This window comes from Limibacter armeniacum, from assembly GCF_036880985.1.
GTDB classification, from domain to species: Bacteria; Bacteroidota; Bacteroidia; order Cytophagales; family Flammeovirgaceae; genus Limibacter; species Limibacter armeniacum.
This window is the reverse complement of record NZ_JBAJNO010000009.1, coordinates 2,458,950-2,476,516: the sequence shown is the minus strand read 5'-3', so window position 1 is coordinate 2,476,516 and position 17,567 is coordinate 2,458,950. Positions and strand designations below refer to the sequence as shown.

The 17,567-nt window shown below is 42.7% G+C and carries 10 protein-coding genes; 8 read left to right on the top strand and 2 right to left on the bottom strand.

Going from position 1 to position 17,567, the window contains the following annotated elements; genetic code table 11:
• Nucleotides 1-226 precede the first annotated feature (226 nt).
• The 3 genes from V6R21_RS28125 (at nucleotide 227) to V6R21_RS28115 (ending at nucleotide 6,881) form a co-directional block, all read left to right on the top strand.
• A complete protein-coding gene (locus tag V6R21_RS28125) occupies nucleotides 227-3,724 on the top strand; it encodes a SusC/RagA family TonB-linked outer membrane protein (protein ID WP_334246827.1) in 3,498 nt (1,165 codons plus the stop codon).
• A gap of 86 nt (nucleotides 3,725-3,810) precedes the next feature.
• Entirely contained in the window at nucleotides 3,811-5,256 is a 1,446-nt protein-coding gene (locus V6R21_RS28120; protein WP_334246826.1) for a SusD/RagB family nutrient-binding outer membrane lipoprotein, read from the top strand.
• A 92-nt stretch (nucleotides 5,257-5,348) separates the two neighbouring features.
• Nucleotides 5,349-6,881, top strand: coding sequence for a calcineurin-like phosphoesterase family protein (locus tag V6R21_RS28115; RefSeq protein WP_334246825.1), 1,533 nt, complete (start codon nucleotides 5,349-5,351; stop codon nucleotides 6,879-6,881).
• 114 nt (nucleotides 6,882-6,995) lie between these two features.
• Here V6R21_RS28115 and buk read toward each other — a convergent pair whose 3' ends face one another.
• Both buk and V6R21_RS28105 read right to left on the bottom strand, forming a co-directional pair.
• A complete protein-coding gene (gene buk, locus V6R21_RS28110; protein WP_334246824.1) occupies nucleotides 6,996-8,063 on the bottom strand; it encodes a butyrate kinase in 1,068 nt (355 codons plus the stop codon).
• A 93-nt stretch (nucleotides 8,064-8,156) separates the two neighbouring features.
• On the bottom strand, nucleotides 8,157-9,077 hold the full coding sequence (locus V6R21_RS28105; protein ID WP_334246823.1) for a bifunctional enoyl-CoA hydratase/phosphate acetyltransferase: 921 nt from the start codon (nucleotides 9,075-9,077) through the stop codon (nucleotides 8,157-8,159).
• Between the two features lie 790 nt (nucleotides 9,078-9,867).
• Between V6R21_RS28105 and uvrB the strand changes: the two genes are divergently transcribed.
• The 5 genes from uvrB (at nucleotide 9,868) to V6R21_RS28080 (ending at nucleotide 17,533) form a co-directional block, all read left to right on the top strand.
• The gene (gene uvrB, locus V6R21_RS28100) at nucleotides 9,868-11,904 is read left to right on the top strand and encodes an excinuclease ABC subunit UvrB (RefSeq protein WP_334246822.1); all 2,037 of its coding nucleotides are present in this window, start codon (nucleotides 9,868-9,870) and stop codon (nucleotides 11,902-11,904) included.
• A gap of 24 nt (nucleotides 11,905-11,928) precedes the next feature.
• Complete coding sequence (locus tag V6R21_RS28095; RefSeq protein WP_334246821.1) at nucleotides 11,929-13,095, top strand: tetratricopeptide repeat protein; 1,167 nt, start codon at nucleotides 11,929-11,931, stop codon at nucleotides 13,093-13,095.
• A 128-nt stretch (nucleotides 13,096-13,223) separates the two neighbouring features.
• On the top strand, nucleotides 13,224-14,765 hold the full coding sequence (locus V6R21_RS28090) for a YifB family Mg chelatase-like AAA ATPase (RefSeq protein WP_334246820.1): 1,542 nt from the start codon (nucleotides 13,224-13,226) through the stop codon (nucleotides 14,763-14,765).
• Between the two features lie 38 nt (nucleotides 14,766-14,803).
• Complete coding sequence (locus tag V6R21_RS28085) at nucleotides 14,804-15,268, top strand: CYTH domain-containing protein (RefSeq protein ID WP_334246819.1); 465 nt, start codon at nucleotides 14,804-14,806, stop codon at nucleotides 15,266-15,268.
• Between the two features lie 138 nt (nucleotides 15,269-15,406).
• Nucleotides 15,407-17,533 carry a multiheme c-type cytochrome gene (locus V6R21_RS28080; RefSeq protein ID WP_334246818.1) on the top strand — a complete coding sequence of 709 codons (2,127 nt, stop codon included), beginning with the start codon at nucleotides 15,407-15,409 and terminating at the stop codon, nucleotides 17,531-17,533.
• Nucleotides 17,534-17,567: the final 34 nt, after the last annotated feature.

Genomic DNA, 17,567 nt, shown 5'->3' with positions numbered 1-17,567 from the left:
AGATAAAATAGCATTGTTTGAAATTAGTCATATAACAATGTGTTATCGATAATCTTGTCTCTCCTGTTGATTGAGGGATAAGTATAAGGAATAAGCTTTACAGAACTTAAGGTTATTCGAATGAGAAAGAGTCTATTGTGCTGAAAATTCTGGTTTCCAAATCGCTTTTTAAAGGTTTGTCTGGATGAAAGACAACCATTGTTTAAAACAAATATACATATCATCAATGTCCATGTTTTCTAATGCTTTAAAGCAATTGATGTCAGCATCAAAACAGGTGTGCTGTATCCTTTTGATTCAGTTGCTGGCGGTTCAAATTCTCTTTGCCAATAATACTTTGGGGCAAAACCTGAATCAGGTCAGCATTACTTTTGAAGCCAAAGACAATACCCTAAAAGAAGTTTTTATTCAGATTGAAGAAAAAACGGATTTTGTCTTTTTGTACGATGAGTCAGTATCAAGAAGCAAGGTGAAATTTTCGCTGAGTAAACGTACAATCAAGATAGCAGAGTTGTTGGATTTACTGTCCGTGAAGTTTCACTTGAAATATCAGCAGCTTAATAAGAGTATTTCCGTGTCCATGCCTGAAAAGTATTCTCAGCTTAGAAAGACGGTGATTACAGGTACGGTAAAAGATGCACAAACAGGTGAGCCATTACCAGGAACAAGTGTCTTATTCAAAGGTTCTACAACAGGAACCATCACCGATATGGAAGGTCGTTATAAGCTGTCCAGTGATAGAGCACTGACCAATGAGGATGTGATCATCTTTCGGTTTCTGGGCTACCAGACTTTAGAACTGTTATACGATGGGCGTACAGTCATTGACGTTGTACTGCAAGAAGATGAGAAGACACTGGAAACAGTTGTTGTAACAGCATTGGGTATTGAGCGTGACCAGAAAGCTTTGGGTTATGCAACACAGGAGTTAGGCGCTGGACAGCTGAATGATGCTCGCTCGAATAACTGGGCAGCAGCACTTTCAGGTAAGGTAGCAGGTCTGACGATGAACAGTTCTGGTTCTGGCCCTATCAATTCTACCCGAATAGTTTTGAGAGGTGACAATAACTTGGATCCTTCTGCCAACAATGCCTTGATCGTATTGGATGGGGTGCCATTGAATAACACCATTACTGAGTCTGGAGTGAGCAGTGCTTATGGAGCTGGTTCAGGAAGTGATGTGCCTATCGACTTTGGTAATGCCGTATCTGATATTAACCCTGATGATATTGAAAGTATTACTGTACTGAAAGGTGCTTCAGCAACAGCACTGTATGGTAACCGAGCGATGAATGGAGCTTTGATTATCACGACCAAGTCAGGTGCACGTAAGAAAAAGGGAATTGGTGTTACACTCAATTCAAATGTGAACTTTCAGACAGTATTGAAATGGCCTGACTACCAATATGAGTATGGGCAAGGTACGGGAGCTTACTTTAATGAGGATGGTGAATGGTACTACTCTTATAAGGCATCTGAAGATGGAGGAAATACAGGTAGTACAAGTAGTGCTTTCGGACCTAAGTTTGACGGGCAGATGTACTATCAGTATGATCCTACTGTAGAAGGACAGTCATTGGAGCGTCAACTGTGGAGACCGTATGAAGACAATATCAAAGGTTTTTGGAGAACAGGTTCAACTGTAACCAATAGCATAGCACTTTCAGGGGGCGATGAAAACAGTTCGGTACGTGCCTCGATCACACACTCTAAAAATGAGTGGATCATGCCAAACACAGGTTATGAGCGAATCAACTCATCTCTTAGCCTCAACCATAAACTGACTGACCGTCTGAAGTTGAGTGCCAAGGTTAACTACGCCAACAAGAAAAGCGACAACTTGCCTGCTACAGGTTATAACAACCAGTCGATTGCATACTTTATGATTTTCCAGAACCCAAATGTTGACTTGTCTTGGTATGAGCCAATCTGGAAAGAAGGTCAGAACCAAGTAGACCAAATACACCCATTCAGTTCTTATATCGACAACCCTTACATGATTGCATATGAGATGACAAACTCGATCAACAGCCATACGATGTTGGGGAATTTGTCTGCAACTTATGAGTTCTCAGACAAGTTTGACTTGATGGTTCGCTCAGCAATCAACTTGGGTAAACAGGAGCGTGAAATGAAACGCCCATTCAGCTCAGCCAATTATAAGAATGGCTATTACAAGATACAGAACATCAGCAATTATGAGGTGAACACAGACGCATTGTTGACCTATAAGGATAAATTGTCAGATCGTATTGACTTAAGGATTTCATTGGGAGGAAATATGAGATCTGAAGAATATAGAAGAACAGATTTGGCTGTGGATGGCTTGGTAACACCGGGCGTGTATAAGCTTTCTAATGGTATCAATAACCCAACGGTTACGCCAAGAGACTGGAACCGTAAGGTAAACAGTATGTACGGACTGGCAACTTTCTCCTACAACGATATGATCTTTGTGGATATCACAGGTCGTAACGACTGGTACAGTGTATTGCCTTCTCAGAATAACGCTTACTTCTACCCTTCTATCAGTACCGGTTTTGTGTTGAGTGAGATGTTCTCATTGCCTAGTCCTGTATCCTATGCCAAACTGAGATTGTCAGCAGCTCAGGTGGGAAGTGATACATCTCCATATCGTGACAGAAGTTACTATGGACTGAGTGATTTCCCATCTTCAGCTTCAGTACCTACTACCCTGCCAAATATTGATATTGAACCAATGCAATCGTTGAGCTATGAGGCAGGTTTGGAATACTACATGTTCCAACGCCGCTTCGGTATGGACTTGACCTTTTATCAGACGATCACCAACAACCAGATTCTGGATGTGCCAGTGGACCCAACTACGGGGTATAGCCGTGCTGTAATGAATGGTGGTGAGATCCGTAACAGAGGTATCGAGTTGGTATTGAATGGTACTCCGGTACAGACAGAGAACTTCAGATGGAATACGACAGTGACTTGGTCGAAAAACTACAACAAGGTATTGTCCTTGCCTGAGGAGCTGACTGACGAACAGATTATTGGTTCTGGAGGTAATGCTACCCTGATAGCCAAAGTTGGAGGTACAACAGGCGATATCTACGGCTATGGATTTGTTCGCTCACCTGAAGGAGAGATTGTGTACGATGCAGAAAGTGGCTTGCCAGTACGCCCTGATGAAATTCAGTACATCGGAAACGCTTATGCTGACTGGAAAGGTGGTTGGAACAACGAGTTCAAGTACAAGAACTTCCGTTTCAGTTTCTTGCTGGATGGTCAGTATGGTGGCATTATCTATTCACAGACACACCACAAGATGTCAGAGCAAGGCAAGTTGAAACACACATTGGCAGGGCGTGAAGATGGCTTTATCGTTGGGGATGGTGTAGTGCTAAACGAGGACGGAACTTACTCATCAAATACGACAGAGGTAGCAGTACAGAAGTACTACAAGGAGTATTACAGACGTGCCAATGTGGAGGCAAACTCTTTTGATGCATCTTACCTAAAGCTGCGTGAAGTACGCCTTGAGTATAACCTGCCCAAAGAATGGTTGAGACGTATTGCAATCGAAAGGGCAAGTGTGGCTGTATACGGTCGTGACCTGATGATGATCACAAACTTCCCAATCTTTGACCCTGAGACAGCAGCCTTGAATGGCTCGACGATTTTGCCGGGTATTGAAATGGGACAGTTACCGTCTACTCGTATTGTTGGGGTTAACCTGACTTTAGAGCTTTAAGCACTCTGTGGTTCCTGAAGCCTTAGCCTTCAAACAGGAATGACAGCCATTATTCTGAATCTTTTAAGCATATAGTGATTGAAATAATGATGTTTAATATCAAAAATATATTGGTGACAATGGGGGTTGCGTTAGGCGCCCTGTCATTTACTGCTTGTACCAGTGATTTTGACGAAATCAATACTGACCCGAACCGTATTGACCAGATCAGTCCGGGTACATTGCTGAACCCCATCATCTATGAGATGGCAAGTTTTGGAACTGCCCGAAGCGAAGCATTTACCTTTGACATTATGCAGGTAGCGCTACCTTTTCCTAGTGCTGCTGGAGGGTACCACCGTTATGACCTGACACCAGCATCAGGAAATTCTACTTGGAAGACTTATTACCGTTGGTTGAATAATGTTCGGGAAATGAGGGATGCAGCTATTACAGCTGAAGATCCAAACTATCAGGCGATCGCAATGACACTCAATGCATGGGGCTTCTCCATTCTGACAGATTGTTTTGGAGATATTCCAATGACAGAAGCAGTGAGAGGAAGTGAGGGGATTTTCTATCCTGCATTCGATACACAACAGGATATTTATACCGCGTTGCTGACTGATCTGGATTCTGCCAACAGCCTTTATGATGTATCCCGTTCGATGGTATTTGGCAATGAAATCCTTTATGGCAATGATGTGGATAGCTGGAAACGTTTCACTAACTCACTACGCTTGCGCCTGTTGCTGAGAGTATCGAACCGAAGTGAGATGAATGTATATCCTGAGCTTGTAAAGATGCTCGAAGACCCTGAAACTTATCCGATATTCACCAGCAATGAAGATGCGGCTATTCTTTCCATTACAGGCGAGACACCAAATGTATCTCCTTGGGGGCGTCCACAAGATTTGACGACAGGTCGTGCAACATCGGAGTTTTTCATTGAAAACCTGAACAACTTCAATGACCCAAGATTGCCGATCTTCTGTTCAGAAGCTAGGGCGGCAGATGGTCAGACCAAAATTGGATACAAAGGGATTCCGAGTGGTTATGATGCCAGTGAAAACTTTGATTTCACCCCTTCTAATATGCTTCAGGCATTGGTGATTGCACCAATGATATCAGTAGTCATGTCTTATGCTGAGGTAGAATTCATCAAGGCAGAGCTGATTCAGCAAGGTATTATGAGTGGCGATGCACAAGCGCACTATCAAGCAGGTGTACAGGCAGCTATCGAACAATGGGGAGGTGAGTTACCAGACGGTTATTTTGAGAATGAATACACCGCATATGATGGCACACTGGAGCAGATCATGTTGCAGAAGTATTATGCACTGTTCTTTAACGATTTTCAGCAGTGGTTTGAATATCGTCGAACAGGATATCCGGTTTTACCGAAAACGGATGCCATGTTGAATAACCAGCAAGTACCTGTTCGTTATATGTATCCTGATATTGTACAGATCAGTAACGGAGACAATTACAACAAGGTAGTGCAGGAAATGGGGGGAGATGATATCAACATCAAATGTTGGTGGGAAAAGTAAGAATGGATTTTAGATAGACAACTTGTAGCGATGTTAGTGCCTTGGTGCTGGCATCGCTCCTTTATTTCATACTTTTTAAAAACTGAGAATCAATGGCACAAAAAAGAAGAAGTTTCCTGAAGTCATTGGGTATAACCATGCTGGGGGCTCCGATGATGGTGGGTGGATTGTCTGCTCGTGAAAAGAAGGGAGCTACATTAGCCAAAGACTTGTCGGCAATAGAGTTGCGAGGACGTGTAATGTCAGGAGGTAAAGGCTTGGTGGGAGTTGCCGTAACAGATGGTATCAACGTGGTACTGACTGACACAAAAGGACGTTATGAACTCCTGAGTAACGCAACAGCTGAGTTTGTCCATATTTCTATTCCAAGAGGGTATGAATTCCCCAATCAGGATGGCATCACACAGTTTTTCCAAAAAATAGCAGCTAAGAATGGACAGTTTGTAGCAGACTTTGAGTTGAAAAAGCTTCAGCAGGATGATACAAAGCATAATTTTATTGTATGGGCAGATCCACAGATTCGTACCGCAGCTGATGCGAAACTGCTAAATACCGATTCAGCACCTGATACCGCAAAGCTCATCAGGAGTTATGGCAGCGGTGTATTGTTTCACGGTATTGGTTGTGGAGACTTGGTGTGGGACAAGTTTGAACTGTTTGAAGACTACAGACAAGCCATAAAGCAAACGGGTATCCCATACTTCCAAGTGATCGGTAACCACGATATGGATTTGGATGCTCGTACAGATGACTACTCTGCTGTCACATTCAAAAAGCAGTTTGGACCAACTTACTATTCCTACAATCGTGGAGAGATTCACTATGTCGTATTGGATGACGTATTCTTTATTGGCAAATCGAAAAAGTATATTGGCTATATCACAGAACAACAATTTGCTTGGTTGGAACAGGACTTGGCGCATGTGAAGCCAGGAGCTACAGTGGTTGTGTCAGTGCATATTCCTGTCAATACAGGTACGCAGCGTAGAGATAACCTGAAAGATGAGCCTATCGGAGGCGTGGTAGCCAACCGTCGTGAGTTATACCGTATTCTGAAGCCATTCAAGGCACATATTATGTCAGGACACACTCATTTCAATGAGAAGATGTTTGACAGTGAAAATGTCATTGAGCACGTACACGGAACGGTTTGTGGTGCTTGGTGGACAGGGCCTATCTGTCAGGATGGTACACCAGGTGGATATGGCGTTTATGAGGTGAACGGGGCTGATATCAGTTGGTATCACAAGGCGACAGGCAAGGAACGAAATCATCAGTTCAGGGTTTATCCTGTTGGTGCGGTAGAAGACTTCTCTGATGAGTTTTCTGTAAATGTATGGAACTGGGACCCTGAGTGGAAAGTAGAATGGTTGGAAGATGGAGTGGTCAAAGGGGAAATGAATCAGCGAACAGTCAATGACCCTTGGTCGATGCAGCTGCACTTAGGACCTGCCAAGCCATCCATCCGAAAGTGGGTAGAGCCTATCCTGACAGACCATATGTTTTTTGCTAAACCATCTGCTCAGGCTCAAACTGTTACTATTAGGGTGACAGACCGCTTCAAGCAAGTATATCAAAAAGAGGTTAACCTCAAGACATTAAAGCTTGGTGAGCAAGATAGCTAAATGTTAGGAAGCTACGATAGCTACTAAATAGATTGAAATATAAAAGCCAGACTTCAGTGTTTAGCTCACACTGAGTCTGGCTTTCTTATACATTCTAATAACAGGAGCTGCTATTTAGTTATATTCCTTAGTCACAATTTCTTTGCGTTTCAGCAGCAGAGCATTCATGGCAAGGGCTTTCATTTCATCTTCACCTGGGAAGATTGCCACTTTACCTAAATGTTTTATGCTGTCCTTGATCATGTCTACAAGGTATTCGCTTCTAGCCAAACCACCAGTAATCAGAATAGCATCTACATTACCTTTCAGTACAGTGCTCATGGCTCCGATTTCTTTGGCTACCTGATAAGCCATTGCCTTGTATGCCATAGCAGCATCTTTATTGCCGCCTATAGCAGAAAGCTCGACTTTGTAAGCATCATTGGAGCCGCAGTAAGCAACCATGCCTCCTTCGCCTACAACCATCTTCAATAGCTCTTCTTTTGTATACTCACCACTGAAGGCAGCTCTGATCAGGTCTCCAACTGGTAATGTACCACTTCTTTCTGGAGAGAATGGTCCCTCTCCATCTAGCGCCTGGTTGACATCGATTACTCTTCCTGCCTGATGAGCACCTACTGACACTCCTCCACCAAGGTGAACGACAATCAGGTTGAGTTCCTCATACTTGCAACGGTTCTGCTTTGCATATTGGCGTGCAATAGCCTTTTGGTTTAAGGCATGGAATACCGACTTGCGTGGGAAGTTTGGGTGTCCTGAGTAGCGTGCTACTTCGCTTAGTTCATCCACTACTACAGGATCTGCGATATAAGCTTGAATATTCAACTCTTCAGCCAATTCTTTAGCCATCATGGCACCAAGGTTACTGGCATGTTGTAACGTACTGTTCTTAAGGTCTTCAATCATTTGATTATTGACCTCATAGATACCTGACTCAATGGGTTTCAATAGACCACCACGGCTGATAATCATATCAAGTTTGGCAGGGTCAAATTGCTTTTCTTTTAAGGTATCTAGCAAAACCTCCTTACGGAAACGGTATTGCTCGTCTATATTTTTTAGCGTAGCCAACTCTTCATTTGTATGGCGTAGCGTCTGTTCAAAAAGTGGTTCATCTTTGTCAAAGACTGCAATCTTTGTTGATGTTGAACCTGGGTTGATAACCAGAATATATGTGTTCATAGAATCGGTATTTAGAAGTTAGAGTCAAGAAGTTAGAACATAGATGAAAAGGGTTAGCTAGGTTCTAGTCTCTAGTATCTTGCGCCTGAATGATTATACTTCAAAGTCAGCAGCTGATGCTGCTGCTAGCCTGATACTGTTTAGCTTAGTTTCTTCAGAGTCAGCTCTAGAAGTAAGTACTACTGGTACACTAGCTCCAAGAATGATAGAAGCAACCTTTGCATTGGCAAAGAATACAAACGCTTTATAAAGTACGTTTCCAGCCTCAATATCCGGAACCAGTAGCAAGTCTGCATCACCAGCTACTTCTCCTTTGATGCCTTTGTGTTCAGAGCTTTCAAAGCTGATGGCGTTGTCGAATGCCAAAGGACCATCAATGGTACAGTTACGAATTTGACCTCTTCGGTTCATGATGGAAAGTAGTGCAGCGTCTGTGGTTGCTGACATCTTTTCATTTACCATCTCTACAGCAGCAATGGCAGCAATCTTAGGTGTTTCTACACCGATGCGGCCCATAAACTCCACTGAGTTATTGATGATTCCCATCTTAGCTTCAAGGTCAGGAGAGATGTTCATAGCAACGTCAGTCAGCGCAAGTAGCTTATGGTATGCTGGAATCTCGAAAAGAGCAAAGTGAGACAATACTTTCTTTTCCTTCAGTCCCCACTCCTTATTGAGAACCCCCCTAAGTAATTCAGCAGTGGTAATATGCCCCTTCATCAGGATATCCCCTTCTCCATTGCGGATAAGTTTGATAGAGGTTTCCACCATTTTGTTAGGCTTGGTCTCATGGACAATACGAATATCATCTTCAATAAAGAAGAACCCGTATTCTTCCATCATCTTGCGGATCTTCTCCTCGTTACCTACCAAGATAGGTGTGATGACTCCCTCTTTGTATGCGTGGTATACTGCATCCAATGAATGCTCGTCAGCAGCAGCACAAAGCACTAGGCGTTTTTTGACCTGTTGGTTTTCTGCAATCTGCTTAAGTTGAGACAATTTTGTCAGCATGGTTAGTACGATTATAAAGTATGTAGTTAGTTGTGCCTGCTGAAATCTGACAGCAGAATAATATTCTGTATGTGCGCTGCAAATATACGGAAGGGAATCGGGATTCTTATAATATTATCCCTTGCCATTTTTGACTCTAACCCTGATAAATAGAGGTTAACAGGGTGTTTAAATAGTACTATTCAAAGATTTTTCGTACTAATATTTAACTAGGTTTAGAAAATCACAAAGAACAAGTCAAAAGAATATTCGGTTGTGGTAGGCTTGATTTCAAGAGAAGTATCCTATTATCCTTATCATGTGTTTTGATTTTGGATACCTATACTTGATCGTAGTCGGGCATTAATACCTTTCAAATATTTGGAGTCCGTTGGTAGCGGTATAGGAAATATTTGCTGTTTGAATCCATACACTCAAGCTGTTTGGTACTCGTATTGAGATTAGGGTAGAGAGAGGAAGGTAGAGATACTTGGAGGTAGTGAGGCTTATTTTAGGATGGATTTTTTTGAGACGATTTTTGTTCAAAAAAAATGTTTTTTATTACGACTTAATAATGATTTGTGATAAGTAAGCACAAAGGAATTGAGGTTAAATGTGGGTATTTGTATGATGTGTAATGAAAAGGAGGAACACCACATCGCAGGAAATTTTTAGTTACATTTGTCAACACTCAAATGGGGCAGTTAACAATCAATCGCATATTGAAGTTGAGAGGGTAAGAATACTGTTCTAATCAAATTGTTATCAGCATTTTCCGTAAGGGGAAATTCAAAGAAATATACAGAAACTCATGGATTTTAAACTGGCATCGGATTTTTCCCCTATGGGGGATCAGCCAGCAGCGATTAAGGAGCTTTCCCATAACCTGGAATCAGGAGAAACTTCACAAGTGCTGCTAGGGGTTACAGGTTCTGGTAAAACTTTTACCATTGCCAATGTAATACAGGAAGTACAGCGCCCTACATTGGTGTTGAGTCATAACAAGACATTGGCTGCACAGCTTTATGGAGAGTTCAAGCAGTTCTTTCCTGAAAATGCAGTAGAGTACTTTATATCTTACTATGACTATTACCAGCCTGAAGCTTATATCTCCACAACGAATACCTATATCGAGAAGGATTTGGCGATTAATGAGGAGATCGAAAAGCTGAGACTGGCAGCTACTTCTGCCCTACTGTCAGGTAGACGTGATGTAATCGTGGTGGCATCAGTTTCATGTATTTATGGTATCGGTAACCCTGAGGAGTTTGGTAAGAACATCGTTCGGATAAAGGCTGGAGAAGTCGTATCCAGAAATCAGCTGTTATTTAACTTGGTGGATATCCTTTATAGCCGTACTGAGGCGGAATTCAAAAGGGGTACTTTTAGGGTAAAAGGAGACACTGTAGATATTTTCCCTGCCTATGCAGACTTTGCTTACCGTATTTTCTTTTGGGGAGATGAAGTGGAGCAGATTCAGCGTATCGACCCTGAAACAGGTAAGAAGACTTCTGACGAAAGTGCGATTACGATTTTCCCTGCCAACTTATTTGTGACAGGGCAAGACACATTACATCAGGCAATTCGTGAGATTCAGGACGACATGGTGGAACAGATCCGTTACTTTGAACGTGAAGGCAGGGTCGAGGAAGCGAAGCGTATCAAGGAACGTACAGAGTTTGACCTTGAGATGATGCGGGAGCTAGGTTACTGTTCAGGAGTGGAGAACTATTCCCGATATTTTGACCGCAGAGAACCGGGACAGCGTCCATTCTGTTTACTGGACTATTTTCCAGATGATTTCCTGCTAGTAGTAGATGAAAGTCACGTAACCATGCCTCAAATTCGAGCTATGTGGGGAGGTGACCGTTCAAGGAAAGTGTCATTGGTGGATTATGGATTCAGGTTGCCATCTGCTTTGGATAACCGTCCACTGACTTTCAATGAGTTTGAAAATGTAGTGAAACAGTCCATTTTTGTGAGTGCTACACCTGGAGACTACGAACTAATACAAACAGAAGGTACTGTAGTAGAGCAGGTGATTCGTCCTACAGGCTTACTGGATCCTGAGATTTCTGTCAGGCCAAGTACCAACCAGATAGATGATCTGTTAGAAGAAATTGATGATACAATCAAACGAGGTGAGCGGGTACTGATTACGACCTTGACCAAAAGAATGGCTGAAGAACTGACGAAGTACTTTGACCAAATCAGGATCAAGGCGCGTTTTATGCACTCTGAGGTGAAGCCACTGGATAGGGTAGAAATCCTTCGTGAATTGAGGTTGGGAGTATTTGATGTCCTTGTGGGTGTAAACCTTCTTCGTGAGGGACTTGATTTGCCCGAAGTTTCACTTGTGGCGATTATGGATGCCGATAAGGAAGGATTTTTGCGTAATGAACGTTCGCTGATACAGACCATCGGTCGTGCAGCCCGAAACTCGAACGGTAGGGTGATCATGTATGCAGACAAGATGACCAAGTCCATGAAGAAGTCAATTGACGAGACGAACCGCCGTCGGAAAATACAGATGGACTTTAACAAGGAACATGGTATTACACCTAGAACCGTTAAGAAGTCCAGTGACCAGATTATTGGACAGACTCGTGTGGCAGACCATTCAGGCTTGCGTATTGAGCAGGAAGCTGCTGCTGCACCTAAAGAAGTGACGACATTTGCAGAAAGCCCAGCTAGCTATGGAAATGTACAGGACTTTGACAAGTTAATAGCAGAGACGAAGAAGCGAATGGAGAAAGCAGCGAAGGATTTGGACTTCATTACAGCTGCACAGCTTCGTGATGAAATGTTTGAATTGCAGAAACTCAAAAAGGAACAAGAAGGCAAGTAGCCTATAGCATTGTCAATCATAAATATGAGGTACACTAAACTAATTATATTGGCTTTTTTGGTATTGATATCCTGTAAAAAAGAGAAGCAGGATATGGATGCCCTAATCAATCTGAGGGAACAAACGGATGAGTTTTATCGCAGACAGATAGCGTTTATGAATGACGTGATTGACGATGAGCCAGACAATGCAAGGTACTACTACTTGCGTTCTCGTCTCCATGAAGCAAATGGGGAGATATCGGCGGCTCTGTCTGATATAGAAACTTCTCTAAAAAGGGATAGTACCAATGCAAGGTATTACTTCCTGAAAGCACGAATGCTTTTTCAGCGAGAAGCATTGACAGAAGCGCTTAGTGCTGCACAGCGTGCAGGAGAGTTGGGTTTTAGGGAACCCGAACTGTACAGCTTAATCGGGTCTTGCTATTATGAAAAGGGTGAGAACAAAAAAGCGCTGGAATACCTTCGCATTGCACAGCAGATTGTACCTGATGATGCCATTACACTTTTCAGTATCGGAGCTGTATATGCAGCGGACAATGATACAACACGCGCTATGAAGTACTTGCGTGAGAGTGTTGGCAAAAAGAAGGATTATACCAAGGCGTATACTAGGTTGATGGATTTGTACAACAATTTTGGAAAGCCACGCAGTGCACTTCGTTATGGGGCTGTGGCAATTGAAAATTGTGCTCCTCATGTAGGACTGTACACAGAGATGGGAAGAGCTTTGGAGAGTACAGGCTTAGCAGATAGTGCCATGTTTTGGTATGATAAGGCATTTGCATTGGATGATACCTACTGGAAAGTTGCTAAAAAGCTGGGTGATTTTTACCGTAAGAAAAAGCAACCTGAGGTGGCAGAAGGTTATTACCGAAAAGTAATTGCGGAACATCCTGATCAGAAAGATGCTTATTATGAATTGGGAATGACTTATGAGTATTGGTATAAAAAGCATGAAGAGGCAAAAGAGTTCTACACAAAAGCAGTAGAGCTGGATTCTACCTTTACGGATGGTCAGGTAGCGTTGCAGAGAGTGGAGAAAGCACTCCGTTGGCAGGATTATATCCGCCGTAACCCAGAGGTATTGGAACAAATGCAACGAGAGAAGGAAGAACAAAAAGAGCAAGAGGAAAAGCGCAAACTGCTTGAACGTCTTTCTGCTCCAATGGAAAAGGTGGGTGTACAATAAGACCTGACCTTTATAATAGCTTCTAACCTTACAGCAAACCTGATGGGTTAATCATTCTTTATGATTAATTCGTTAGGTTTGTTTGCTTTTGATAACACAGAAAATAAAGAGACTAAAAACTATTCAATATGATCGCTAAGACCTTTGGCAGTGCTGTACATGGGGTGGATGCTTTTCTAATTTCAATTGAGGCAAGTACGCTTGATGGTGGCACTGGTTTTTATATGGTAGGCTTACCTGATAACGCCATCAAGGAAAGTATTCACCGTATTGAGTCAGCTGTAAAGCACGATGGTTATGTGATACCGAGGCAGAAAGTAGTGGTAAACCTAGCCCCTGCTGACAGACGAAAAGAAGGTGCGGCTTTTGACCTGCCAATTGCTTTAGGAATGTTGGCTTCGTCAGGACAAATTTATTCTGAGCGACTGGAGCAGTATATAGTGTTGGGTGAGCTGGCACTGGATGGAAGTCTTCGTCCTATCAAAGGGGCGTTGCCGATTGCGATTGAAGCACGAAAGCAAGGGTTCAAAGGTTTTATTCTTCCTGTAGAGAATGCAGGTGAGGCAGCAATTGTCAATAACCTTGATGTAATAGGCGTCAGCTCCTTGCGTGAGGCCATAGATTTTGTGAAAGGGAAAAGTGAAATACCTCCCTTGAAAATAGATACCAGAGAAATATTCTTTGATTCACTGAATGATTATACAGTAGATTTCTCTCAAGTACAAGGTCAGGAAAATATTAAGCGAGCATTGGAAATTGCGGCAGCTGGTGGACATAACGTCATTATGGTAGGACCTCCCGGTGCAGGAAAAACCATGTTGGCAAAAAGGCTACCGACTATTCTCCCCCCTCCCACTTTGCAGGAAGCATTGGAAACAACCAAGATTCACTCTGTAGCAGGTAGGTTGGGTTCAGATGCTCAATTGATGCCTAGACGACCTTACCGTGCGCCACACCATACAATCAGTGATGTAGCGCTTGTTGGCGGTGGAGGTGTCCCTCAACCGGGGGAGATCTCATTGGCACATAATGGGGTTTTATTTTTAGATGAGTTACCTGAATTCAAACGTACAGTTTTGGAGGTAATGCGTCAGCCTTTGGAAGAAAGGCAGGTAACCATTTCACAGGCAAAGATGTCAGTAGATTATCCTGCGAACTTTATGTTGATAGCCAGTATGAATCCTTGTCCATGTGGTTATCATAATCATCCCGAAAAAGAATGTGTATGTGCTCCGGGAACTGTACAACGTTACCTCAATAAGATCAGTGGACCGTTGTTGGATCGTATAGACTTACATGTGGAGGTAACACCTATCAACTTTGATGAGATGACGGCTAACCGTAAGACAGAAAGCAGTGAAGAGATCCGTGAGCGAGTGATGCAGGCAAGAGAAATACAAAGTGAACGCTTCAAGGAGGTAAAAGGTGTTTATTCCAACGCCATGATGGCTTCGCAGCAGGTAAAGGAAGTTTGTGAAATTGATGAAGTGGGAAAAAACTTGTTGAAAGCTGCCATGCAAAAACTAGGACTTTCAGCCAGGGCTTATGACCGCATCTTGAAAGTGTCAAGAACAATAGCGGACTTGGCAGGGGCTGAGCGTATATTGCCTGAACATTTGGCAGAAGCAATTCAGTACAGAAGTCTGGACAGGGAAAATTGGGCAGGTTAAAACACACCTCAACTCTAAAATCAAAACGCTACAAAGCCATGTCACAGGAAATAGAAAGAAAGTTTTTGGTAAAAGGGGATTTACCCGAAGGGAAAACGACCCGCATTGTACAAGGGTATCTCAGTTCTGTACCTGAACGAACGGTAAGGGTAAGAGTAAAAGGAGAGCGCGCTTTCCTAACCATTAAAGGAATAGGCAACGAAACGGGTATTAGTAGATATGAGTGGGAAAAGGAAATTCCTGTCCAAGAAGCGGAACAGTTACTGAAAATCTGTGAACCGGGTGTGATTGAGAAGACTAGAACTGAGGTAGAAGTTGGAAAGCATACTTTTGAGATAGACCATTTTTTTGGGGATAACGAAGGGTTAGTCATGGCAGAGGTAGAGCTCTCTGATGAAGCCGAACAATTTGATAAGCCCGATTGGCTTGGGGAGGAAGTTTCAGGAGATAAGCGCTATTATAATTCCTATTTATCTCAACACCCCTTTAAAACATGGAAATAGATTAGGGTACAATAAGTATTGGAAATGGGCAAAGTAATGTCAGTATGTACATCACCTTTGTCCATTTTTTGTATCAATGTAGGTGGTGTGATGATTCTTGTTATCTTTAAAAAATCATACTTGAAAGAATATCTACCTATGAACAATACCTTACGTACAGCAGGGTTTTTTTCCATTACCCTACTCTTTGCTTATATCGTTTTCATTAGTTGCCAGAAAAAACCTTCAGAACTAACTAACAACCAATTAGGAAATGATGAAATCCTGGCGGCAACCAACTCATATATTGGAAAAGAATCCTGTATCAAATGCCACGAGCAAGCCTATCACCATTGGCAGGATTCAGACCATGATATGGCAATGAAAAAAGCTACGGATAAGAGTGTTCGAGGGAACTTCAACGACACAGAAGTCAAGATCGATGGTGTGCAGTACAGGTTTCATCAGAAAGATTCAGCTTACTATGCTACTGTCAAGGAGATAGACGGTTCAGAGAATACCTATAAAATTGCATATACGTTCGGATGGGCGCCACTACAACAGTATATGGTAGAATTTCCGGGAGGAAAAGTACAAGTGATGCGTGCTAGTTGGGATACAGAAAAGAAGAAATGGTTCCATCAATATGCCGGAGACAAGATACAACCTAACGATTGGCTTCATTGGACAGGTAACTCTCAGAATTGGCAGAACATGTGTGCATCTTGCCATAGCACCAACCTGAAGAAAAACTTCAATGAACAAGATTGGACTTACCATACTACTTTCTCGGAGATCAACGTCAGCTGTGAGTCTTGTCATGGTGCAGGTAAGCAACATGTAGAGGCAATGGAAAAAGGAGAAAGCTATTCGACAGGACATTTTGTGGATTTTCAGCAGCAGGAAGTACAGCTGAGTGTTTGTGGTAGTTGCCATGCTCGTCGAACAATGATGACAGAGAACTCAAACCCTCAGCCAGAGATGATGCAGTCATTTGTGCCTAATCTGCTAACAACCGAGAATTATCACGCAGATGGACAGATACGGGATGAGGATTATGTGTTGAGCTCTTTCATGTCAAGTAAGATGCACCAGAACAATGTGATGTGTACAAACTGCCATGATCCACATACCAGTAAGGTCAAGACGTTGACCAATGCACTTTGCCTACAGTGTCATGATAAGTCATATGACAGCAAGCTGCACCATTTTCATGAGAAGGAAACCAAAGGTGCACAGTGTATCAATTGCCATATGGATGGAGCTGTTTATATGGGGAATGATTACCGTCGTGACCATAGCTTCAGGGTTCCTCGTCCAGACCAGAGTGTAAAGTTTGGGACGCCTAATGCCTGTAACAGCTGTCATACGGAGAAGTCCGTGAAATGGGCTGCAGATAAGGTAGAAGAGTGGTATGGAAAAGATAGGGCGTATCATTTTTCGGATGACCTGATTCCTGGTAGCCATATGGATGCCTCTTCTGCACCACACCTGATCAAGCTTTTCAAGGATACTACCCAAAATGCAATCGTGAGAGCTACGGCATTGCATTACCTCTCATATTTGCCAGAACAGGCTGTTCCTTACCTTCAGAAAGGTGTATTGGATAAGGAGGGATTGGTTCGTTATGCGGCTTATACACGATCACTTGATTACCCACAACTTAGACAGCAAGCAGCATTTTGGAAAGGATTAACAGACCCATTGCGTACTGTGCGAGTAGTAGCCTACAGAGCTGTTATGGATGTGCCTGCTCAACAGCGTCCTACTAATTTTGCAAGTGCATTTAATCAGGGAAAGAAAGAGTATGAGGAATATCTGGCTGCTAACGCAGATATGGTAGCAGGTCAAATCAACAAGGGAGAATATCACCAAAGACTAAATGAAACGGAACAGGCGATAGCTGCCTACGAGAGGGCGTTGAAATTGGATAGTGTGCTGGTACTACCAAGAATCAACTTGTCATTATTATACAGTGGTATGGGCGATAATAAAAAAGCGAAATATATGCTGCAACAGGCTATCACCCAAGATGCTGACAATGATTTGTCTTACTACTACCTGAGTTTGCTTTATGCAGAAGAAGGGCAGTACAAGGAAGCCGCAGGAGCAGTACAGCAAGCGATTAACCTGAATGACAATGACCCAACTTATTATTATAACTATGTGGCAATGCTATTGAAATTGCAGAACATGAAGAAAGCGCAGGAAGTGACCTATTCTGCCTTACAGAAGTGGCCAAACAACCAAAGAATTCAAAGCCTGTTGCCGTATTTGAGGCAATAACACCATATTAAACGGTAAACAAACTGTTCAAACA

Excerpts from the sequence above, each read along its gene's own strand:
- buk (WP_334246824.1), bottom strand. The coding sequence starts at position 8,063 with ATGAACACATATATTCTGGTTATCAACCCAGGTTCAACATCAACAAAG.
- uvrB (WP_334246822.1), top strand. The coding sequence starts at position 9,868 with ATGGATTTTAAACTGGCATCGGATTTTTCCCCTATGGGGGATCAGCCA.
- V6R21_RS28085 (WP_334246819.1), top strand. The coding sequence starts at position 14,804 with ATGTCACAGGAAATAGAAAGAAAGTTTTTGGTAAAAGGGGATTTACCC.
- V6R21_RS28105 (WP_334246823.1), bottom strand. The coding sequence starts at position 9,077 with ATGCTGACAAAATTGTCTCAACTTAAGCAGATTGCAGAAAACCAACAG.
- V6R21_RS28095 (WP_334246821.1), top strand. The coding sequence starts at position 11,929 with ATGAGGTACACTAAACTAATTATATTGGCTTTTTTGGTATTGATATCC.
- V6R21_RS28120 (WP_334246826.1), top strand. The coding sequence starts at position 3,811 with ATGATGTTTAATATCAAAAATATATTGGTGACAATGGGGGTTGCGTTA.
- V6R21_RS28080 (WP_334246818.1), top strand. The coding sequence starts at position 15,407 with ATGAACAATACCTTACGTACAGCAGGGTTTTTTTCCATTACCCTACTC.
- V6R21_RS28090 (WP_334246820.1), top strand. The coding sequence starts at position 13,224 with ATGATCGCTAAGACCTTTGGCAGTGCTGTACATGGGGTGGATGCTTTT.
- V6R21_RS28125 (WP_334246827.1), top strand. The coding sequence starts at position 227 with ATGTCCATGTTTTCTAATGCTTTAAAGCAATTGATGTCAGCATCAAAA.
- V6R21_RS28115 (WP_334246825.1), top strand. The coding sequence starts at position 5,349 with ATGGCACAAAAAAGAAGAAGTTTCCTGAAGTCATTGGGTATAACCATG.